The sequence below is a fragment of the Cytobacillus sp. MT66 genome, assembly GCF_058792595.1.
Window position 1 is genome coordinate 629,141 of sequence record NZ_JBXAFB010000001.1, and the last position, 20,078, is coordinate 649,218.

The following is a 20,078-nucleotide window of genomic DNA, read 5'->3' on the forward strand; positions in this document are numbered from 1 at the left end:
TGATCCAAATGGATTTCTTCTTTATCATTTCGATTATTGTTATTCTTATTCCTCTTGGACAGTTCCTTCCAAAACTTTCAATTTAAACATTATGAACCCTAAGCATTCAATTTTTCTTAATATTCTTCCCCCATTAAATGGCCCTAAAATACAAAAAGAGCATCAATCCCTCAAGAATTGCGCCCTTTTATTGAATAAGTAAAAACCTACTTTTGAGGCATAGTGAATCCCATAACAAATCTGGCCCGATAACAAAAAGATAAGCTTCATATGCGCATCTCGATTCAGATTAAGTGGTGTACGGCAAGCTTCTCTAAGATGTACAATCTCTAGTTTACTTAGGAATTTTGGGATTCTTTTACCTAATCTTAGCCCTTTTAGCGTCACAGTCAGACTGTTCTGAATATAGCTTCTTCATGTGTCCATTTAAATAGTGATTTAATGAAGCAAACTCTGTGTCCTATTTTCCATCTTGAAATAGCAAAACCGCTGAGTTTAACTAGACGTTATCCCCTGCCTTGAGACTTTTTCTTCGTACATAGTTTGATCTGCCTCATCTAGGATTTCCTCCACAGTGGTATGTGTACCTGGCTTATAATAGGAAAATCCGTGGCTAGCTGAAAGGTTATAAGGCTTTTGCCCTGACAAATTGAACATACGAAAATCTCGTTTAATATTCTCCCATATCTCTTCCACTTTTTCTTTGGTTTTTCCGAAGAATATGATGATAAATTCGTCACCACCCAATCGGAATAGCACATCAGCGGGTTCGATATTACGGTTGATGACATCGCAGCTTGTCTTGATGAGATCATCTCCAACCGAGTGACCAAAGTTGTCATTGACGGTTTTTAACCCGTTTATATCAATATAACAAACAATGAATTCTTGTTGATATGGCCCGTGAATTTTCTTTTCCATCAAGTCCATTCCACTCCGTCTGTTCATCACACTTGTTAGCTCATCGAAAGAGGCATGTTTCAGCAGTTCTTCTTCCTTTATCTTTAGGTTAGTAATATCCGTAACCCCAATTAGAATGCATGGCTGATCCAAATACTCGACCAATTCCAGGCTTAACATGGCCCATTTTTTTAGATCGGTGCTTACTTGATACTCCAGTTCAAAATTTTTGATACTTTGATGCTCGTCCAGCATTTTTAAAATAGTCTGCTTTTCATTAGGATTTGCGAATAAAAATTTCCCATCGATTTCCGTCATGTCCTGATTGTGCAAATGATAATAGTCAATTGCCTGATGATTGATAAGCAAAATTTCATCATTTTGCAGGTTTGTAAGAATCAATGGGTATGGGTTCATATGAAATAATCTTCGAAAACTTTCAGCATTTTTTCTTAACTTGCATCTATTATCAAAGTCCCTTTTACGCAGCCTATAGAACATAAATGCAATTGTGTAAGAAATTACGGCAGCCCCGGTTGAATTGATCATTTTTGTAATCAGCGAGAAATTGTCAGGGTGCATAAAGAATAATCCAATTAAAAAATAAATGTGATTACTGCAGAAATAGATCAAAAGCTTACCAGGCTGAATAGGGAAAATAACAGAAACCCCAAGTAAAATAATGATATACGCATAAATATTGCCATTTAATAACTGGCTGTTAATAGAAGCCGTCGCACCAATAAATAGAAATAAAACGGTATAGTTATGGATGATGAAGCCTTTTGGCGCACTCTTGTTAAAATAATAAATGAGAAGAAAAATAATTGACAGCAAAAATCCTGTAAGGTGAATAGAGGCAAGAACCCATCTATATTCCTGGACTGTAACTTTATTTAATAGGATTAAGTCAGCAAAAAGGAACCCGGGATATGTAAAAATGAGCATAAAAGAAACCAATTTAAGTCGCTCAAAAAATAACCCATTTGAGTACGCAATAAAATCTTTTTGGTCATCGATATTTTTAATTGAAAATAATTCCATTTTTTTAATTCCTCTATTAAATTTAAAATAGTTTGATATAGCCAAAAATATTATACACTGTGAGTTAATAAAATAGGTCCTTTTATTTAATAAATTTAAGTGCAAGTCCTTTTTAGCTCTTATTCGCTTAAAGATTCTTATCATTCTTCTACCGTTGCTTATTGAACTAATGCCTCACGCACCCGTACGTCCTACCCTGGCCACTGATATAATAGGACCTATATAAAAAAGGCCAACAGCAAAAACTGGTTAACCTTATATAACACGAAAGCCCCGTTAATTTTGGTACATTCTTTCACAAAGTTAGATCAAATAGATGTTATTTGAAATGCGCAGTATATTTGCACTGTAAATTTTATAAAGTAATTAATGACATTTTTTGAAAGTAAATTCTAATATTCATTTGTACTTTCCTGATACTTGAGCATGCTAAAGATAGTCATATTGAAAGGAGATGAAATACATAGTGACACATCAAGGAAGGCAAAACAAAAATCAAACAAGAGCACAAATAGAGAAACAGGATAAAAAAAATGATATTGAATTGGGGAGTGAGTTTCAAATTGGGAACTCATCTTCACAAAGCCAAAAAAAGAGCGGGCGCCAAATGAATAAAAAACCTGGATCTTAATAGTAGCATCTTCCAAACAAGGTATAGCTTTACTTTGAACAAAAGTTTCATATGAACCTGCACTTACGGCACATCAAAGAAATCCATTTTGAAACTTAATCAAAATGGATTTCTTCTTTATCAGATATATCCTTTACACTTTTTTGGAAATTATCATATATATTATAGAATTGATTTACTAGCTGCCAACAGTCCTATAATAAAAGGCATTTCCACATTGTAGAAACGCCCCTGTTAGTTCGAGAAGTTCGCCAATAATAAGAATCTCTTTCTTTAAACAGTGTAGTAAAATCTATTCAACAAATTTAGCATTTACATAAACAACAAGACCTACCATTACCGCTAATGCAAAATACATTAAATATTCGGCTGGAAATATAGAGAAAATGCCTCCAAGAATTAAACCCCCTCCAAGCAAAGCCCCCGTTCCACCGACTAAATTTGCCAACTTCTTTTTATCTTTAACTCTTTTCTCATTAAAGCCTGAAAGCAGCCAAGTTTGTTTTTTTACACCAACAAGGAAGCCTAATGCAAGAAACACAACTCCAAAAAATATCAAGTTAACATCCATAATTATTCCTCCTTAGAATTTTTTCAGGATAGACGGTGTTACATAAAATGGGATGAAAAGAGATAGGACAAGATAGATTAAAATGAAATGATTACTTATATCTAAGATTCCTTTAGTCTCAAAAACTAATAATAGGAAAAGTACCGAATTCATAATGTAAACTATACGCAATGACCATTTTGTAATATTGGCATTTACTCGGTCATCAAATTCTATATCCTCAACTTTCCTTTTACTTCTAACATACTTTGCGAGAGCAATCAAAATCGTAGCAATGGCTATTAAAAACAACTTTGTACCCGAACCTTCCATACCAAAAAGTATTATTAAAAGACAGACTATTGGCAAATAGGTGAATAAACTTTTCATGTTTCATCCTCCATCCAAAATAACTTTTCGATAGATATATTTAATGCTGATGCAATCAGTAGACATACTTTAATGGTCGGATTATATTTTTGGGCTTCAATTAGATTCATGGTCTGTCTTGTGACACCGACCTTTTTCGCTAATTCCCCTTGGGTAAGTTTCCCTTGTCCTACACGATTCAACTTAACAGAATTTTTAACGATAATATCCTTCATGAAGATTCCCCCAATGCTCTAAACCTAGTATATTTTCTTGATTAGGAAAAACTTCCTCTCTCTATTAAGAGTAACATATAAGTTACAATAGTCAAATATATATTACATTTCAAGTAAAGACAGCACCTATTTTTTACCTTTTCGTTCTAAAAGTACAGGCGCTATATTTAGTAAGATAGAAACAATGGTCAAAAACCATAATGCCCTTTCCATACCAGGTACTACATCCATTAAAGCTGCCCAATCTTCCACTTCTACCCACACCGATACAAGACTGTATTCTGCACAAAGTGTTAATGCTGTAAATGATAATCCCATCGCCATAGCAGGCTTATAATCCTTTCCTGCTTTATACATATAAAGATTTATAAAAGTCGCTACTATTGCAATAACCCCAAATATCATAAATAACATTACTAACCTCCATATATTTTTATTTTTGTCTTTAATGGCATGGCACAGCTTTGCCAATTTTTATATTATTTCAACTGGTTCAACCAAAAATTAAAGTGAAAATACGTTCATACGCATCATAAATTTTGTTTGCCTCCTCATGCTGTTTGAACTCATCTTGATATTGACCGACAAACAAATCTAATTCACGAAGATCAATTAAAATATTTACTAAAACTTTTGGTACTTCCTCCCACGAGTAAATCTCACCGATAATCTCGTCTAATTCATGATAGATTTTTTCAAATTGCTGTTCATCCATTCCTTTGCCATTTTGAAGTTTTTCAAAAAAATTTCCGTTTTCGTTGATTTTCTCAATTAAACTGTCTATCACTCTAGATTTTTCGGGTTCTATTTCACCCTTATCTTTCGTACATTTTTGAATCAGCTTTTTGGTATTTTCGGCAGCTTTCTTAATACGGACAGACGGTGAGTGCCTTAACTAACTTTTCATACTCCTTTTCATGGAAACCATTTCCCATTCGCAGCTCTACAAGTAAATTTATTTCTGACCGTTCAAAAACGTCTATTATCTCTTTGTCTTTCACAATCTCACTCTCCTCTGAAAAAGTCTGGCACTTTCATTGGGGTAATGTGCTATTTATTTTCTTTATAATAGAGTAAAATAACTACAACTAACCAGATAGGTAATCAACCTAGAATAATAATGGGGTGACTTTATGAGTAAAGCTAAAGGAAAAGGTGGAACAGGAAGAGGAACAGACAAGAAGGGTTGGAATCGGTGGCAAGCTAGTGCAAACAGAAAAAAGAGTGCAAAACCTTATATAAGTAAAGGGACAAAAAAAGCGGATGTTGAAAATGACCCCACGAGCAAAAGCTAATGTTACTACTATAGCAATTGCTGAACAAATACAATTTATTTAATTACACAACCTGTGCGAGCTCCCCTTTTAAGGAGTTCGCTTTTTTCTTTTGCTGCAGCAGATTAGCCTAATAAATTTTCGGTTTTTCTTAAAAACGAACGGTTCATTTTTAATGTGAAATCACTCTTTTAAAATGCTCCTTAAATTTCTCCCTATCTTCTGATGTAAATGGTTTTGGCCCCTTTGTTCGCTTTCCGCTTTTTCAAGCCATCGCACTCAAATAACGTGATTGTAATAATTGATCAATGTCTTCATTTGTGTAGCTATACCCATTATGGTGAAGGACCACACACCCTTTTGCTAAACCTAGCGAAGCAAGACCATAATCTTGCGTAACGATGATATCCCCTTTTTCTGCTAACTTCATAATCCGATAATCAGCAGCATCTGCATCAACATAAATTTTCATGTTTAACTCTCCTCATAAGAAAGTTTGAGTTATTATTAAAAGTGTTAAAATTAATTATAACAAATTTTGGGAGGGTTTAATTTGAAAAGTGCAAATCCCTATGTGTTTATAGAAAACTGCCTCCAAGTAATGGAGTATTACAAAAATTTATTGGGAGGAGAAATTACTAATATTCAAAAAAACGATAATGATAAGTGTTTACACGCTGAACTTCATCTTGGAGAAAGTATCATACACTTTTCAGATATATTCAGCAAAGTAAATCAAGGCGACAACGTTCGAATCACTTTACAATGTGAAAGTGAGGAAGAAATTAGAAGGGTTTACGACTCGCTTAGACAAGATGGCAATATTACTTTTGAATTGCAACAGACATTTTGGGGAGCGATTCATGCGAACCTAATTGATAAATTTGGTATCGGCTGGTTACTTAATTATCAGAAATAAGGAATTCAATATATATACAAGTGGTTTATGAAACGAACAGGAGCAATTTTTCAATAGATAACTTAGAATAGGAGGATTATGATTTTAATTTTATTTGGGATCTTACTATCTTTTGTTACCGTTATATTATTTTTTATTTTATGGTGCAAGAATAATAATTTCTTTCATTAAAAAGAAACCTTTTCCTAGAGGATTACTGATGGCAGCTTAGTACTAAAGAGTGTGAGAGCGGAACAAGGAGGTGTCGATTCGGCAACTTCTATTGTGCTAAAGGGCGGATTGATAAGAAGAAATAATAATGGGCAATTTTGGTATGAAGGAACTATAAAAGATAAAAATGTATTAAGTTCACAAAGAAATGAAAATAAAAAAATGGAAGTTATTATTCAATATAGATCGGAATTTAATTATCCTTTTTTCATTGACTTTTATTGAACTATTAGATGCGTTGATCAAATAAGTACTAACGCTTTTCTTGCGGAGCTATTCGCACCAAATGAAGCAGGTTTGTGAAGCAAAGACTTATGACAGTCACGCTTAAATTGTCTTAATTACAAAAAATCGATGCCTTAGATTAAGGAATCGACTAAACACTGTTAAGATAGCTGCACCATCAACACCTATAGCAGTTCATTAACAACATGATTTAAAAATTGCTCTACTTTTTCTTTTGAAGTATCTGGTGTATGATATCCAATGGTCAATGTGAGTCTTCCATTATAAGAACTAGCCCCCATTGTAAAGAATGGTGCATACATAATGGGTGATGTCATATACCCTTCTTCTGCTTCAATTTCACCAAACCGAATTGGTTCCTCTGCGATCACACCGAAATTTGTCAGTAACGGCAACGCCATACCCATCTGTAAAGCCTGTTCGTATTGCTGCTTGTACATTTCCTTCACTGCAGATAGATTCATTCCTGCCAGAAGCTCCATTCCTGCAGCCGAAGAAAGACCCGGATTTTGAGACTTTATTTTATCCATTGATTGTTTGACTCGAACCAGAGTCTGATTAAATGTTTCCTCATCATCCACTTTAATCACGGGCATTTCCATAGCTGATAAGTTACAAATAGCCCCTGTTGCAGATTTTGGAAGATATCGACGTAAATCAATTGTTATACCAATCATTTTTTCTTCAGTGCGAGGTTCCGCATACACAGCGAAACGTGATAAAGCTCGGAAATAAGCAGCCATGATTACATCATTCAAGGTAGCCTGTTGTGCTTTTGTCCATTGGATTAGACGTTGAGTCTGCTCATGGCTTATCCGCCGTACGGACATTTGTGGGTATGCATTTTTGTTCGGCTGTGATGGAAAAGACCATAATGATGCCTGTTGTTCTTGGCTAGGGCGATACGCACTTTTTATGTCTGTTATGCCAGTATATTTGAATATAAGTGATTGATCACGAAAACTCTCTTTGCCCTCACTATATTCCTTGATAATTTGTTCTTTAGATTGGCCCAATGATAGTTGAGTATAAATAGTTCCCAGCAATTGGATATATTCCTTGACTCCCGCACCATCTGAACATAGATGGGACAATTTCACAACTAAGATATCTATTGTAGTGCCTCGTAATAATTTTGTTTGAACCATTGGCCCCTGAATACGATCTCCAGATTCTTGAATAAAATCTTTTGCCATCATTTCAATTTCTTGATCATTTCCTTCTGCAAAAAGGCAAATAGGATAGTTAGTACTAGGTGAATATTCCTCCCAGTAAGGTATATCATTTTCAACAAAACGGCTGTTCAAAACTGGCTGCAATTGTAACGTTATCCTAACTGATTGTTCAAGGATTTCCTCTGATATACCTACAGGAAAATAAAGAACTGCATTAATTTGTTGATCTGCAGAAAAAAGACCCAATAAATAATTCATTCTATCTTGAGGTGTTACTGAATACTTTCTTTGTTCCACAAATTTGTCTCCTTTTTAAGACTATTCTTCGTTATAACCACGTTCTCCAAATGGTTGTAACTTTTCTAGCCATTTTTCTTCAAGAGCAAGCAGTGCCTCTTTTTCGTTAAAATAAGGGTCATCCTTCTTTTCCATTTTTTCTAGTATGTCAATCATGAAAGCATCTTTTCCGTACTGGTCCCATTCCTTTTGCAGTTCTTTGTTAGTTGTATATCCATTCGTTTCGAGCATGAACTTTATTCCGTTTAGAGTTTTAAAGTTTTTCGTGCTTCCAACCAGTATTTTATTGTTAATCGTATTCTTAATCTGATAAACGCCTGCTTCAACAGATGTTTCCTTAAATTGTTGTTTCAGTTCTTTTTTGCGATCCATGTTTTTTCACCTACTGTTATCCATTTATTTTTTTAACCTATAACTGCTTCCATCAGATTTACGGTTTAAAAATCCGTAATCCACTAAATATCTTCTTATTAATGCATAATCCTCATAGAAGCCTTTTAAAATCTGATTTAATTCTTTTTCATCGTAATGATAATCCGCTTTTAAATGTTTCGAAATTTCTCTCAGAATCACGAGTCTTTGTTTTTCTTTATTGGGAAACTTAGTCAATACTCCTTTTGAGAAGTATTTATTAACCAATTGCTCTTGTTCCTCTTGTGTAATGTTATATCTTTCATCTACCATTGTGGCTGTTTTATGGACGGGTACAAAAGCTGGTGCATGATCATCTTTTTCACTCAGTAATTCCATCATTGCTAAAAAAGTCTTTGCCTGACGTTCTTTTTCTTTTAATGCAAAACGATGATGACGAATAGTAGAGGCACTTCCAATGCCTAGTTCTGTTTGAATTTCTTTATCATTTTTCCCCTGATAAAAAAGAGATAATAGTTTCTTTTGATGTTCAGTAAGACCCGTGAGCTTCTTGTCCATGGCAAGTAAATGTTCAAATACGGATAGGTGGGTACTCTCAATATGAATACGCATATACCTTTCGGCTTCGTAAAATCGATTTTCGTAAGGATAAACTATCCCTTTTTCTACTCTTTCCCCACATAAAAGACAAGTAAATGAACCACCGTCTTGAATATACCCACTTTTCAACTCTTCTAAAGAGGCACTCCAAAAAATATTTGATATTTCCATTGATATAAACACGTCCAATCTTTTTTGAAGAAAAGCAAACATAAATTAATTTCGTTTGTACATGTATAAACATATTATATTAAAGTTTATGTATAGTCAATTAAAAAACAAACGGTTTATTTATATATCTGTTAATTTACAAAGGAGGCAGCTGCGGCATCTCCTTACCTTATTGAACAAGGGCAATTTGTTATGAAGGTATTTGTAATCAAAAATTGAATAATTAGTTACATATACAAAAAATGAAAACGGTTTAGATTTGAGTTAATTAATATAAAGGAGGAATTAAATTGAGCGAACTTAAACTAATTAATACTTACAAAAACCAGCTGCAAAATTACTCTATGGAACAGCTAAGATATAAATCTGAAGAAACGGTTTGGTCTATTGGGCAAATGTATGATCATTTAATCCTTGTTGCCCATGAGTATATAGATAATATGGAAACATGTACCACCTTAAATGATGAACAACCCCTTGGAAAAACGGAGTTTGGTGAGCATTTATTTAAGATTGGGGGATTTCCGCCAATTAAAATTAAATTACCGGATGAACTAAATACTCCACCTAATAATTCAGATAGCAAAGACGATCTTATCAGCAGAATGGATCAACTAATTCTGAGGTTAAGCCAATGGGAATCAAAAGTGGATAATATAAACCAAAATTATAAAGTCGAGCATGGAGGGTTCGGATGGCTGAATGCAAGGGAATGGTATGATTTGGTTGGTATGCATTTCCGTCATCACTTGCGACAAAAAGATGAGTTAGAACAAATGCTTGTTAAAATGACGGATGTGTAAGTTGACAATAGGATTGTTTTGGCGAGCCTGTTTTCTTATGCATGATTGAGAAGCGGCTGTAAAACACATTGAATTTCCCAAATCAATGTGTTTTTCTTTATAATAAAGGGTACAACCTTGTTCAGTAAGATGAAAAAGTAAGTATCGGATGTAAGGGTGAACGGAATGAAAATTTTATTGGTCGAGGATGATCGAACCATCGCTTCAGGGTTAGAGTATTCCTTGAAACAAGAGGAATATGAAATTTTGCTATCTCATAATGCAGCCACGGCAGCAGAAATCATTCATAATCAAATTGATGAAATTGATTTATGCCTATTTGACCTCAACCTGCCAGATGGCAGCGGCTATGAGCTATGTGAGCTTGTGAAAAAACAACGGGATATTCCCGTCATCTTTTTAACTGCTTATGATGATGAAGTGAATGTTGTCATGGGGCTGGATATGGGTGCCGATGACTATATTACAAAACCCTTTCGGATCCGCGAGCTTGTATCAAGAATAAACTCGGTATACCGTCGCTACAATCGCCAAAGCCAGCCGAAAAATATGATTGAAATCGAAAATATACAAATCAGCCTATTGGATGGAAAAGTCTATAAAAGTGGAAATGAAATATTGCTGACTGCATTAGAATATCGGCTTTTCCTGATCTTCGCTAATCACATTGGACAGGTGCTCACAAGAACGCAGCTGTTAGATAGAATCTGGGATGTTGGCGGTGATTTTGTCAATGACAATACCTTAACCGTTTATATTAAAAGATTGCGAGAGAAGCTAGAAGACAATCCGCAAAGCCCAACCATTATCAGGACGGTTAGAGGTATGGGCTATAAGGTCGGTGAGTGAGTTGCTACGCAATCGTGAAATCCAACGATTACTGGCCATTCTCCTGCTGATTAGCGGACTAGGATTTATATTAGCCGCCCTTTTCGTTTCCATCCTTGCAGCCTTCTTTGTATTCGTTATTTCCATCCTGCTAATAAGCTGCATGTTGGTTTTCACCAAATGGCGCTACCGAGAAATCGAAAAACTGTCAGGCTACTTACAGGAAATTAGCAGCGGGAACTTTTATTTAGACATTCGTGATAATCATGAAGGAGAGTTAAGCATTTTAAAAAGTCATATTTACAAAGTGACGAAAATGCTATCTGAGCACGGGGCGCTCCTGCAAGAGGATAAAGCCAAGCTGACAAATGCGATATCAGATATCTCACACCAATTAAAAACTCCCCTTACCTCCATGATGGTTATGGCCGATTTGCTGCGTGATGCCCGATTGACGGATGAAAAGCGAGCCGAATTCACCCGAAACCTGCAAATACAGCTGGAACGCTTGGAATGGCTAGTATCTTCCTTATTAAAGCTCTCGAAAATTGATGCAGGAACCATTACCTTTAAAAAAGAAAAGGTCATGGTCGGTGCCCTTATTCAAGCTGCTGTCGAGCCTCTATTGGTTCCAATGGATATTAAAATGCAAAGCCTGTCCGTCCAGGGAGAAGAGCAAGCCGCCTTTATCGGTGATTTTAATTGGACTGCAGAAGCACTCATCAATATTATCAAAAACTGTGTCGAGCATACGGCAGATGGCGGTGAAATCTCCATTCGATATGCTGAAAATGCTTTGTTCACAGAAATCAATATATCTGACAACGGAAAAGGAATTGCTAAGGGAGATCTCCCCTATATATTTAAACGCTTTTACAAAGGGAAAAATGCGAGTGATGACAGTGTTGGAATCGGACTTGCGATGGCACATAGCATCATCACGAGTCAGCAGGGCGATATTGAGGTGCAAAGTCAACCAGATGCTGGGACCCTATTTCAGATAAAATTTTTCAAGCAGGTGATTTGAGCGATCATTTCCCTGCTTATTTTTATGCTGTTAAACGATTGGTCCTCTGCTTTTTAATCTCCTCCCTCCTAAAGTGAATAAATTGTCACTTTAGAGTCACTTTAAAGTCATACTAGCTAGATATACTCACATCATACAGAAAAATGATGGAGGCAATCACATGAATATTTTAGAGGTTAAAAATCTGTCAAAGATATATGGCAAGGGTGAAACGGCTGTTAAAGCACTTGATGATGTTTCTTTTTCCGTGAAAAAAGGGGATTTTGTTTGCATCATCGGTCCTTCCGGTTCAGGAAAGTCAACTCTTCTCCATTTACTAGGCGGAGTCGATCAGCCGACGAGCGGGAAAGTCCTCATTGATCAAACCGATATCTATGACTTGAATGAAACGCAGCTGGCGATTTTTAGACGAAGACAAATTGGCTTAATTTATCAATTTTATAATCTAATTCCCATCTTAACGGTTGAAGAAAATATAACACTGCCCATGCTTTTAGATGAACAAAAGGTGGATCCAGCTCATTTTAACAAAGTGACTGACATTTTAGGCTTGAGCGAACGGCTATCCCACCTGCCTAACCAGCTTTCAGGCGGGCAGCAGCAGCGTGTTTCCATCGGACGTGCGCTAATAAGTAATCCTGCGATTATGCTTGCCGACGAGCCGACAGGGAATCTTGACAGTAAAAACAGTAAGGAAATCATGGAGCTGCTCAAAATGTTTAATAAAACCTATAAACAAACCTTGATTGTCATCACCCATGATGAGCGCATCGCCCTTCAAGCAGACCGCATCATTTCGATTGAAGATGGCAGGATTGCCAAGGATGAGGTGATTCGTCCGTGAATATCATCAAACTAGTGACGATTAGGCATTTAAGAGAGAACAAACGCCGTTCACTCGTAACCATCATTGGAGTCATCATTTCGGTGGCCATGATTACCGCCGTTGCGACGCTCGGTATTTCCTTTTTAGACTTAATCATTCGGCAGGAAATCACCAACAATGGTGAATGGCATGTTCAATATAAGAATGTCACCCCTGACCAGATTGAAGCCATTACAAATGACAGTGAAACAAAATCAGTAATTCTTTCCAGTGACGGCTATGCTCCCCTTGAAGAATCAAATAACGACAATAAACCGTATTTATATTTTAAAAACTATAATAAGATCGGTCTGGAGCACTTCCCGATTGAAGTGATAGAAGGAAGACTTCCTAACAATGAACATGAAATTGCCATTTCTGAAGCGATTTTAAGTAATGCGAAGGTCGAATACAACATCGGTGATCAGCTTACGGTTGACATTGGTGAACGTTGGGACAAAGAAAACCAAAAGATGCTGACGCAGGTTGACTCCCTTCAGCGCGAGGATCATACCATTAAGGAAAAACTGAAAATAAACAAAACCAAAACGGTGAAAATCGTTGGGAAGATCGAACGCCCTGCCTGGGAACCCACATGGTCACCTGGTTATACCGTTATTGGCTATGTTGATGAGAAGTCTTTAAGCGAAAAGGATAACGTTGATGCGTATGTCGTGTTAACAAAAATCAAAGGCTCCCTATATGAACATGCAGAAAATCTCGCCCAAGCCCATGAAATTGATGAGGTATATTATAATTCTGAGCTGCTCCGCTATTATGGAGTGACGAAAAATGATCAGCTTCGAATGACGCTCTTCTCTTTAGCAGGCATTATTATGGGCGTCATTATCATCGGATCGGTAGCTTTAATCTATAATGCGTTTGCGATTAGTGTATCCGAACGGGCTAGACATTTAGGGATGCTTTCAAGTGTTGGTGCGACGAAAAAGCAAAAACGGAATTCTGTCTTTTTTGAAGGTGCGGTCATTGGAGCGATTAGTATTCCCATTGGCATTCTTGCGGGTCTTACAGGGATTTGGATTACCTTTGTTTTTATCAACAAGTTCCTCCAAGATGCGCTCGGGGTTTCAGAAAAGCTGGAGCTAGTTGTTACGCCGGCCTCCCTCTTGATTGCCTGTGGGATATCGATTATAACGATTTTTATTTCTACCTATATTCCTGCCCAAAAGGCTTCCAGAGTTTCAGCCATTGATGCCATCCGCCAAACACATGACATCAAGCTGTCTGGAAAAACGGTGAAAACCTCAAGACTTGTACGAAAAGTGTTTGGAATGGAAGCAGAAATCGGTTTGAAGAATGTCAAAAGAAATAAAAAAAGATATTTGGCCACCGTATTTTCGCTCGTGATTAGCATTGTCCTGTTTTTATCGGTCAGCTATTTTACCGATAGTTTGAAAAAGTCACTGGATATGTCGCAAAATGATCTGCAATTTGATATCCAAATTTCCAGCAGTTCATTAGAGAGAGATAAGCTAGCAGAGTATACGAAGCTAGCACATGTAACTAAATCCTCCCTCATGAAAGAAACACAATTAGACGCACTCATAGAGATGGATCAAATTCCAGCCCAATTGAAAACGCAGATAAAGGAGCATAACTGGCCACTTGAGGATGGAAAATTCCCTTATTTTGTGATGCTGCATGGTCTGGATCAAGAGAGTTTTAAAGCATATGCCAAACAAATTGGTGCAGATGCGGAAGATTTTTATCAACAGGACACTCCAGTGGGGATTGTTATTAACCAAACTTCCTATGAAAATTATGCATTAGGAAAATTTATTGAATCAAAAACAATAGAATCAGAGGTCGGGAATAGAATCGACTTATTTACGATGGCTAACGGGGATATGGAGACGGAGCAGCCACAGCGGGAATTGGTAAGTGAAGTTGAAATCGGCGCTCTTACTGACCAAGTTCCAATAGGCGTTCAAACTGCTTCTCTTGGAGGCATTAATATTATCGTTCCCGAAACCACCATGGACCAAATGGCAATTGATCCAGAGTCAGTAAGCTCTTTTGTCTATCTAAACAGTACCGATCCAATGGCTACTCAAGCAGCAATTGAAGACCGAAAAGACACGAATATTCATGTGTACAATGTCTACCAGCAGAGACAACAGGAGGAACAGATGATTTTGCTAATGTCTGTCTTCACCTATGGGTTTATCACCCTCATTTCTTTAATCTCGATAGCAAATATCTTTAATACGATTTCAACAAGCATTTTACTGCGAAAACGTGAATTTGCGATGCTGCGTTCCGTTGGCATGACCCCGAAAGGCTTTAATAAAATGATTCATTATGAAAGTATTTTTTACGGGGTGAAGGCTCTTGCCTACGGTTTGCCCATCAGTATCCTTGTTATGTTCGGCATTCATCGCTCCACGGGCTACACCTTCGAATATGAATTTAGTCTTCCATGGATGAACATTCTTTTTGTTATTATCGTGATTTTCTTGATTGTTGGTGCTGCGATGCTGTATTCGATATCGAAGATTAAGAATGAAAATATCATTGAGAGCTTAAAGCAGGAGAATATATAAGATAAAGGGAGCGAGAAAGTTTGTTTCGACTAACGTTCTGGCTCCCTTTTATTTTTGTCTGTGCGGGCGTTGATTTCCTCTCTTCCTTCCTCAATCCTGTATGCTTCAAAAATTGGGAGAGCTTTTTTGCACTAACTTGAACCAGTAATTAATTTAAGATTTTTAGACATTATCCTACATCAATGATATTAATTTTGTAATTCTTTTGCTTTAAGTCTTCCAATCCATTGGGGTAATGTGCTATTTATTTTCAATATATTAAAGTAAAATAACTACAACTAACCAGATAGGTAACTCAACCTAGAATAATAATGAGGTGACTTTATGAGTAAAGCTAAAGGAAAAGGTGGAACAGGAAGAGGAACAGACAAGAAGGGTTGGAGTCGGTGGCAAGCTAGTGCAAACAGAAAAAAGAGTGCAAAACCTTATATAAGTAAAGGGACAAAAAAAGCGGATGTTGAAAATACGAGCAAAAATTAATGACACTTATCCGAAATATAACGAATGCTAAAACAAATACAATTTATTTAATTACACAACGTGTGCGAGCTCCCCTTTTAAGGAGTTCGCTTTTTTCATTTGCTGCAGCAGATTAGCCTAATATTTTTCAGTTTTTCTTAAAAATAAACGGTCTTTTTTTAATGTGAAATCGCTCTTTTAAAATGCTCCTTAAATTTCTCCCTATCTTCTGATGTAAATGGTTTTGGCCCCTTTGTTCGCTTTCCGCTTTTTCGAGCCATCGCACTCAAATAACGTGATTGTAATAATTGATCAATGTTTTCATTTGTATAGCTATACCCATTTTGGTGAAGGACCACACACCCTTTTGCTAAACCTAGCGAAGCAAGACCATAATCTTGCGTAACGATGATATCCCCTTTTTCTGCTAACTTCATAATCCGATAATCAGCAGCATCTGCTCCAGAATCAACATAAATGGTTTCCACTCCTGGTGGTTGTTCTGCATTAGAAAAATGAGAAAAGCTAGTAACTAGGATAACAGGAATTTCAGCATTTGTACCTTCAGAGATAATGATATCTTTTACCGGACAAGCATCTGCATCAACATAAATTTTCATCTTTACCTCTCCCCAAAAGAAAGTTTGAGTTGATAATAATGGCAAATTTAGCCTTTGTCAAACGATAAAGATGGTTTATCTAAAATGAGTAACCTTTGTAGCATTATTAACGACAAATTATAAAGAGGTGGTAACTTTGAAAAATATTATTGCGTTGCTTTCTTTAATGCTATTAGTTGCTTGTAACAATGAATCAACTTCTGAAAATCCTGAAGCAATAACTACTTCGGAAGCTTCTTGGGCTTATGAGTTTGTTAAAGTACATAATCAATCTTACCAATTAACAAATGAAGAGGTTGAAAAAGAAATTGTCGGAGAATTTATTGGAGAAGTTAAACGAAATATTGTAGACAGTGATACAAATCCTAATCTGAATGAAGAGAACTTTGATTCAAATTCATTAACACCTGGTACAAAGTTATATAAAAATGTTGCAGATAAAAAGTCGATTATATACGAAATCAACGAACAGTATTTTAAAGCAAATGTACCAACTCAATAATTAAATTGTTCAACTACCGGGCAGTTTACTTTAATAAGATTCACATAACATTTAATATATAAATGAAACTAAATATAAAGGAGAGTTCTTTTTGATAAAAGGATTATACGAAGCACATTTACCTGTAAGTAATCTTGAACGATCTATTGAGTTTTATAATAAATTAGACTTGGAAATTGCATATAAACAAGAAAAGTTAGCATTTTTTTGGATTGAGAAAGGAAGAAGCTGGTTAGGATTGTGGGAGACAGATAAAGTTCATACTCCTTACCATCCTTCATTAAGACATGTAGCGTTACAAATTGATAGCGAAGATATGAAACATATCAAAGAGTGGTTGGAGAAAAGAGGAATTATTGTCTCAACTAATTTCGGATTCCCTCCTGAAAAACAACCATTAGTATTACCTAATAACCCACATGCTCATGCCGCTATCTATTTCAAAGACCCTGATGGCAATAGCATTGAATTAATCGCTCCTTTAAGGATAGATTTTGAAGAAGAATTTAATATGATAACCTTAGAAGAATGGGAACAAAATAATAAAATTGTAAAGTAATGTACTCCGGCTTAGTGGAATTGGGGAAGGTTCTACTCAATAACTAGGCTCTACCAATGACTTTACAATCTTTATTTGGTTGTTTATTTGGGTAATGGTTTATTTTACTATTCAATCTAAAAACCAGAAAATAGGCTCTTTCATTACCCTGATTCCAGCTTCATATTTCCTTTATATATTGCTGCTGTCATGATGTAATACTAATGTTCTAACAAAGGTAACATAATACTTAATAAGTATACATACAATTGCACCTAAGCTAAAGAGGCGTTGATCCATAGGGTTAAGGCCTTTTTTGATGAATACTTTAACTAAAAGGCAGTTTAGTTGAAGTTCGATGTATTACTTTTGTTCAACAATCGAGCCAGATTGTGGAATAAATCATATATTGCGTAGTAGATATCTAGTAAAAATATCCTAATTTTCTCCGATATAAATTCTGTATTAAAAAACAACGGAGGTCATTACATGAAAAGTAAATTCCTAATTTCAGTAATAATTGTCCCTGCTTTACTATTATCGGTATGGTCAGTAGGATCAGTTTCTGCTGCCACTCAAAAGGTAATGTGGGGGAAGACTGAATTAAAAGCAGGTCAAATTGGTAAAATAACAGTTTTAAGCGCGACACCAATATATCAAGCTAAAGACAACACTTTTGAAAGGGCAGACAGAACATTAAAAAAAGGCGATGAATATCGAGTTTATAGCTATAAAGGACAGGACGGTGGCTATTACGGTCTTGGCGGCGGTCTTTTTGTAAAAAAGTCCAATGCAGTGAAATATGAAACTCCTTCAAAAGCGAAGTTAGCACTTTTGGAAGGACAATCACAAACGGAATCAGTTGGAAAAGTATATCCTGATGGTTGGGTTGCACCGGTGCTAAAATCATCTTGGAGTCCTAATCACTTAACAAATTTAACAACACTTCAAAATGAGCTTGGATTTACGAATGGCGGTACTCGTTATTCTATTCCATCTTACCCAGGTGCGATTAATGTATCTGATAGTGGTTCATACGAAGTCATTCTTAAATTCTATTTCTGGACTGCCCCTGATCTTCAATATTCAGAACGTATTCCAGTCGTAGCCAAAGAATTATTCAAACTCTACTTTGGTGCGGATGCTAACCGAGTATGGAATTACTTCAATAGTGATGACATTCCAGACCAATTTACTGCTAACGGAAGAAACGTAACTGCAACTTATAGCCCTGCTGATGGTTCGATTGCTCTTTCAATTGGTAGAAAATAACACACACTGTAAAAGCTAAGAGGACTTTCTCTTGGCTTTTTTATTATTTAAACAGAGGATTAATATTGATGTTATTGGAGTTTTCTGCGCAGCAAAGCTTTTCATTTAAAAAATACTTTGTGAAAGAATGTACTTAAGCTAACGGGTGCTAGAGTAAAACAACTGTTGCTTCTTCGGCAGCTTTTTTTGCTTGTTCCACTAACGTGCAGGATAGTTAACAAGAAATCGACATTTGTGTTAATGTTTTAAGTATTCGCAACAACAATATATAATAAGAGCAAAAATAAACCTTAAGGAGTGACAAAATGAAATTAACACATACAAGAATTTTGGTAAATAATTATAAAGAATGTTACCATTTTTATAAAGATAATCTTTCTTTTGAGTGTACTTGGGGAGATGAAAATTCTAATTATGCCCAATTCCAAGTAGGAAACACACAACTTGCTATATTTGATAAAAAACAGATGCTTGAACATATAAATGAATCGAATGATGCCAATATAAATACACCATTAAACGAAGTGGTTTTAATTTTCGCAGTTGATGATGTAGATGAAATCTTTCATTCTTTGAAATCGAAGGTACAATTTATTTCCGAACCCCATAACAGAAGAGACTGGGGAATACGTGTAGCCCATTTTAGAGACCCCAATGGTACATTAATTGAAATAAACACAAACGTTTAAAGGTTCAATTTATCCTTTGATATACAAAAAGAAGCAAAAATAGAGTGGGTTCTAACTTCTAGTTGAGCCAGCTCTTTTTTAACTAACGGGTGCAAGAGCTATAGAAGTGATCGCTACGGCGGTCTTTTTTCTTGTTATACTAACGAAGCAGGTTAGTGAAGGAACGAGAATTCATCAAAAGGTTGTATTATACTGAAAATAGTAAAGTGAAATTATATTATAGGCGGTGCAGTTTTATGGACAACATTCCCATTGTAAAAGAATACTCTAGTGAGTACCAAGATCAAGTCGTAGATTTAATTCTTCATATTCAACAACAAGAATACAATATTCAGATAACCAAGGAGGACCAGCCTGATTTGTTTACCATAGAAGAGTTTTATCAAACTGGTAATGGTAACTTTTGGGTGGCTATTTACAACAATAAAGTAGTTGGTACAATCAGTCTTTTAGACATAGGTAACCGTCAAATTGCATTAAGAAAGATGTTTGTAGAAAAAGAATACAGGGGAGTGAAATTTAAAACTGCAAGTCTATAGAGAATGATGGAAACACTTTTAGCGATTTTTAAAGAAACTTATTGCACTAACGGGTACTTTATTTGAAGAACAAACTTCCACAATCGGGCGCTTACCTATAGCAAGGTCAGCGCTGATTTCCATTTTAGAGCCATTATAGTGTACTAACTTCGCAGCTGACATTAATAGACGATTAAAAAATAAAACCTGACTACTTTAGGATAAATATCAGTTTGCATGATGTTCTGTTCCTTCTAAAATATTTAGCAGCAAAAACAAAAACCCACGTAATTTTACGTGGGTTTCCTTAATTGCTTGGCAACGTCCTACTCTCACAAGGGGACAGCCCCTAACTACCATCGGCGCTGAGAAGCTTAACTGCCGTGTTCGGGATGGGAA

Annotated in this window: 24 protein-coding genes, 1 rRNA gene and 2 pseudogenes; 14 read left to right on the forward strand and 13 right to left on the reverse strand. The window is 35.9% G+C overall.

Annotation, left to right across the window (positions count from 1 at the left end):
- Positions 1–495 precede the first annotated feature (495 nt).
- The 7 genes from AC1Q59_RS03035 to AC1Q59_RS03065 form a co-directional block, all read right to left on the reverse strand.
- A complete protein-coding gene (locus AC1Q59_RS03035) occupies positions 496–1,944 on the reverse strand; it encodes a GGDEF domain-containing protein (protein ID WP_492364289.1) in 1,449 nt (482 codons plus the stop codon).
- A 923-nt stretch (positions 1,945–2,867) separates the two neighbouring features.
- Positions 2,868–3,146 carry a DUF3784 domain-containing protein gene (locus AC1Q59_RS03040; RefSeq protein ID WP_492364290.1) on the reverse strand — a complete coding sequence of 93 codons (279 nt, stop codon included), beginning with the start codon at positions 3,144–3,146 and terminating at the stop codon, positions 2,868–2,870.
- A 12-nt stretch (positions 3,147–3,158) separates the two neighbouring features.
- Positions 3,159–3,515 carry a hypothetical protein gene (locus tag AC1Q59_RS03045; protein ID WP_492364291.1) on the reverse strand — a complete coding sequence of 119 codons (357 nt, stop codon included), beginning with the start codon at positions 3,513–3,515 and terminating at the stop codon, positions 3,159–3,161.
- Positions 3,512–3,730, reverse strand: coding sequence for a helix-turn-helix transcriptional regulator (locus AC1Q59_RS03050; RefSeq protein ID WP_492364292.1), 219 nt, complete (start codon positions 3,728–3,730; stop codon positions 3,512–3,514). The genes AC1Q59_RS03045 and AC1Q59_RS03050 overlap by 4 nt, the downstream gene beginning before the upstream one ends.
- 126 nt (positions 3,731–3,856) lie before the next feature.
- Complete coding sequence (locus AC1Q59_RS03055; RefSeq protein WP_492364293.1) at positions 3,857–4,144, reverse strand: hypothetical protein; 288 nt, start codon at positions 4,142–4,144, stop codon at positions 3,857–3,859.
- A 79-nt stretch (positions 4,145–4,223) separates the two neighbouring features.
- A complete protein-coding gene (locus AC1Q59_RS03060; RefSeq protein WP_492364294.1) occupies positions 4,224–4,517 on the reverse strand; it encodes a hypothetical protein in 294 nt (97 codons plus the stop codon).
- A gap of 79 nt (positions 4,518–4,596) precedes the next feature.
- A complete protein-coding gene (locus tag AC1Q59_RS03065; protein ID WP_492364295.1) occupies positions 4,597–4,731 on the reverse strand; it encodes a hypothetical protein in 135 nt (44 codons plus the stop codon).
- Between the two features lie 132 nt (positions 4,732–4,863).
- Between AC1Q59_RS03065 and AC1Q59_RS03070 the strand changes: the two genes are divergently transcribed.
- Positions 4,864–5,025, forward strand: a complete 162-nt coding sequence (locus tag AC1Q59_RS03070; protein ID WP_492364296.1) for a DUF3934 domain-containing protein — start codon at positions 4,864–4,866, stop codon at positions 5,023–5,025.
- Positions 5,026–5,176: 151 nt separating this feature from the next.
- Here the strand turns inward: AC1Q59_RS03070 and AC1Q59_RS03075 are convergent.
- A pseudogene (locus AC1Q59_RS03075) lies at positions 5,177–5,470 on the reverse strand (DUF188 domain-containing protein); the annotation flags it as partial.
- An 87-nt stretch (positions 5,471–5,557) separates the two neighbouring features.
- Here AC1Q59_RS03075 and AC1Q59_RS03080 point away from each other — a divergent pair.
- Both AC1Q59_RS03080 and AC1Q59_RS03085 read left to right on the forward strand, forming a co-directional pair.
- The gene (locus AC1Q59_RS03080; RefSeq protein WP_492364297.1) at positions 5,558–5,923 is read left to right on the forward strand and encodes a VOC family protein; all 366 of its coding nucleotides are present in this window, start codon (positions 5,558–5,560) and stop codon (positions 5,921–5,923) included.
- Positions 5,924–6,145: 222 nt separating this feature from the next.
- The gene (locus AC1Q59_RS03085; protein WP_492364298.1) at positions 6,146–6,358 is read left to right on the forward strand and encodes a hypothetical protein; all 213 of its coding nucleotides are present in this window, start codon (positions 6,146–6,148) and stop codon (positions 6,356–6,358) included.
- Positions 6,359–6,543: 185 nt separating this feature from the next.
- On the opposite strand, the gene AC1Q59_RS03090 is transcribed toward AC1Q59_RS03085, so the two are convergent.
- From AC1Q59_RS03090 to AC1Q59_RS03100, 3 genes are read right to left on the reverse strand one after another with little or no spacing between them, the layout of a single operon-like run.
- Positions 6,544–7,851 (reverse strand): condensation domain-containing protein, encoded by a 1,308-nt coding sequence (locus tag AC1Q59_RS03090; RefSeq protein WP_492364299.1) that lies wholly within the window; start codon positions 7,849–7,851, stop codon positions 6,544–6,546.
- A gap of 21 nt (positions 7,852–7,872) precedes the next feature.
- Positions 7,873–8,223 (reverse strand): GIY-YIG nuclease family protein, encoded by a 351-nt coding sequence (locus AC1Q59_RS03095; protein ID WP_492364300.1) that lies wholly within the window; start codon positions 8,221–8,223, stop codon positions 7,873–7,875.
- A 24-nt stretch (positions 8,224–8,247) separates the two neighbouring features.
- Positions 8,248–8,994 (reverse strand): DUF2087 domain-containing protein, encoded by a 747-nt coding sequence (locus tag AC1Q59_RS03100; protein ID WP_492364301.1) that lies wholly within the window; start codon positions 8,992–8,994, stop codon positions 8,248–8,250.
- 290 nt (positions 8,995–9,284) lie between these two features.
- Between AC1Q59_RS03100 and AC1Q59_RS03105 the strand changes: the two genes are divergently transcribed.
- From AC1Q59_RS03105 to AC1Q59_RS03130, 6 genes are all read left to right on the forward strand, one after another.
- Positions 9,285–9,797, forward strand: coding sequence for a DinB family protein (locus AC1Q59_RS03105; protein ID WP_492364302.1), 513 nt, complete (start codon positions 9,285–9,287; stop codon positions 9,795–9,797).
- 165 nt (positions 9,798–9,962) lie between these two features.
- Positions 9,963–10,646, forward strand: a complete 684-nt coding sequence (locus AC1Q59_RS03110) for a response regulator transcription factor (protein ID WP_492364303.1) — start codon at positions 9,963–9,965, stop codon at positions 10,644–10,646.
- Between the two features lies 1 nt (position 10,647).
- On the forward strand, positions 10,648–11,652 hold the full coding sequence (locus AC1Q59_RS03115; protein ID WP_492364332.1) for an ATP-binding protein: 1,005 nt from the start codon (positions 10,648–10,650) through the stop codon (positions 11,650–11,652).
- Positions 11,653–11,812: 160 nt separating this feature from the next.
- Positions 11,813–12,496, forward strand: coding sequence for an ABC transporter ATP-binding protein (locus tag AC1Q59_RS03120; RefSeq protein WP_492364304.1), 684 nt, complete (start codon positions 11,813–11,815; stop codon positions 12,494–12,496).
- The gene (locus tag AC1Q59_RS03125; protein WP_492364305.1) at positions 12,493–15,081 is read left to right on the forward strand and encodes an FtsX-like permease family protein; all 2,589 of its coding nucleotides are present in this window, start codon (positions 12,493–12,495) and stop codon (positions 15,079–15,081) included. Before AC1Q59_RS03120 ends, AC1Q59_RS03125 begins: the two co-directional genes overlap by 4 nt.
- 324 nt (positions 15,082–15,405) lie before the next feature.
- Positions 15,406–15,561, forward strand: coding sequence for a DUF3934 domain-containing protein (locus AC1Q59_RS03130; RefSeq protein ID WP_492364306.1), 156 nt, complete (start codon positions 15,406–15,408; stop codon positions 15,559–15,561).
- Positions 15,562–15,719: 158 nt separating this feature from the next.
- Here AC1Q59_RS03130 and AC1Q59_RS03135 read toward each other — a convergent pair whose 3' ends face one another.
- Positions 15,720–16,160, reverse strand: coding sequence for a YaiI/YqxD family protein (locus tag AC1Q59_RS03135; protein WP_492364307.1), 441 nt, complete (start codon positions 16,158–16,160; stop codon positions 15,720–15,722).
- 136 nt (positions 16,161–16,296) lie between these two features.
- Between AC1Q59_RS03135 and AC1Q59_RS03140 the strand changes: the two genes are divergently transcribed.
- The 5 genes and pseudogenes from AC1Q59_RS03140 to AC1Q59_RS03160 form a co-directional block, all read left to right on the forward strand.
- Positions 16,297–16,662: a hypothetical protein gene (locus AC1Q59_RS03140; protein ID WP_492364308.1), complete on the forward strand. Its 366-nt coding sequence runs from the start codon at positions 16,297–16,299 to the stop codon at positions 16,660–16,662.
- Between the two features lie 91 nt (positions 16,663–16,753).
- Positions 16,754–17,221 (forward strand): VOC family protein, encoded by a 468-nt coding sequence (locus tag AC1Q59_RS03145; protein ID WP_492364309.1) that lies wholly within the window; start codon positions 16,754–16,756, stop codon positions 17,219–17,221.
- Between the two features lie 468 nt (positions 17,222–17,689).
- Complete coding sequence (locus tag AC1Q59_RS03150; protein ID WP_492364310.1) at positions 17,690–18,472, forward strand: hypothetical protein; 783 nt, start codon at positions 17,690–17,692, stop codon at positions 18,470–18,472.
- 305 nt (positions 18,473–18,777) lie between these two features.
- A complete protein-coding gene (locus AC1Q59_RS03155; RefSeq protein ID WP_492364311.1) occupies positions 18,778–19,161 on the forward strand; it encodes a VOC family protein in 384 nt (127 codons plus the stop codon).
- Between the two features lie 236 nt (positions 19,162–19,397).
- Positions 19,398–19,673 (forward strand): annotated as a pseudogene (locus tag AC1Q59_RS03160) (GNAT family N-acetyltransferase); the annotation flags it as partial.
- A gap of 319 nt (positions 19,674–19,992) precedes the next feature.
- Here AC1Q59_RS03160 and rrf read toward each other — a convergent pair.
- Positions 19,993–20,078, reverse strand: a 5S ribosomal RNA gene (rrf, locus tag AC1Q59_RS03165); the annotation flags it as partial.

What these genes read in the sequence shown, in the direction of transcription:
- AC1Q59_RS03070 (WP_492364296.1), top strand. Translation starts at nt 4,864, where the DNA reads ATGAGTAAAGCTAAAGGAAAAGGTGGAACAGGAAGAGGAACAGACAAG.
- AC1Q59_RS03120 (WP_492364304.1), top strand. Translation starts at nt 11,813, where the DNA reads ATGAATATTTTAGAGGTTAAAAATCTGTCAAAGATATATGGCAAGGGT.
- AC1Q59_RS03055 (WP_492364293.1), bottom strand. Translation starts at nt 4,144, where the DNA reads ATGTTATTTATGATATTTGGGGTTATTGCAATAGTAGCGACTTTTATA.
- AC1Q59_RS03045 (WP_492364291.1), bottom strand. Translation starts at nt 3,515, where the DNA reads ATGAAAAGTTTATTCACCTATTTGCCAATAGTCTGTCTTTTAATAATA.
- AC1Q59_RS03135 (WP_492364307.1), bottom strand. Translation starts at nt 16,160, where the DNA reads ATGAAAATTTATGTTGATGCAGATGCTTGTCCGGTAAAAGATATCATT.
- AC1Q59_RS03155 (WP_492364311.1), top strand. Translation starts at nt 18,778, where the DNA reads ATGAAATTAACACATACAAGAATTTTGGTAAATAATTATAAAGAATGT.
- AC1Q59_RS03035 (WP_492364289.1), bottom strand. Translation starts at nt 1,944, where the DNA reads ATGGAATTATTTTCAATTAAAAATATCGATGACCAAAAAGATTTTATT.
- AC1Q59_RS03095 (WP_492364300.1), bottom strand. Translation starts at nt 8,223, where the DNA reads ATGGATCGCAAAAAAGAACTGAAACAACAATTTAAGGAAACATCTGTT.
- AC1Q59_RS03040 (WP_492364290.1), bottom strand. Translation starts at nt 3,146, where the DNA reads ATGGATGTTAACTTGATATTTTTTGGAGTTGTGTTTCTTGCATTAGGC.
- AC1Q59_RS03130 (WP_492364306.1), top strand. Translation starts at nt 15,406, where the DNA reads ATGAGTAAAGCTAAAGGAAAAGGTGGAACAGGAAGAGGAACAGACAAG.
- AC1Q59_RS03150 (WP_492364310.1), top strand. Translation starts at nt 17,690, where the DNA reads ATGAAAAGTAAATTCCTAATTTCAGTAATAATTGTCCCTGCTTTACTA.
- AC1Q59_RS03110 (WP_492364303.1), top strand. Translation starts at nt 9,963, where the DNA reads ATGAAAATTTTATTGGTCGAGGATGATCGAACCATCGCTTCAGGGTTA.
- AC1Q59_RS03100 (WP_492364301.1), bottom strand. Translation starts at nt 8,994, where the DNA reads ATGGAAATATCAAATATTTTTTGGAGTGCCTCTTTAGAAGAGTTGAAA.
- AC1Q59_RS03050 (WP_492364292.1), bottom strand. Translation starts at nt 3,730, where the DNA reads ATGAAGGATATTATCGTTAAAAATTCTGTTAAGTTGAATCGTGTAGGA.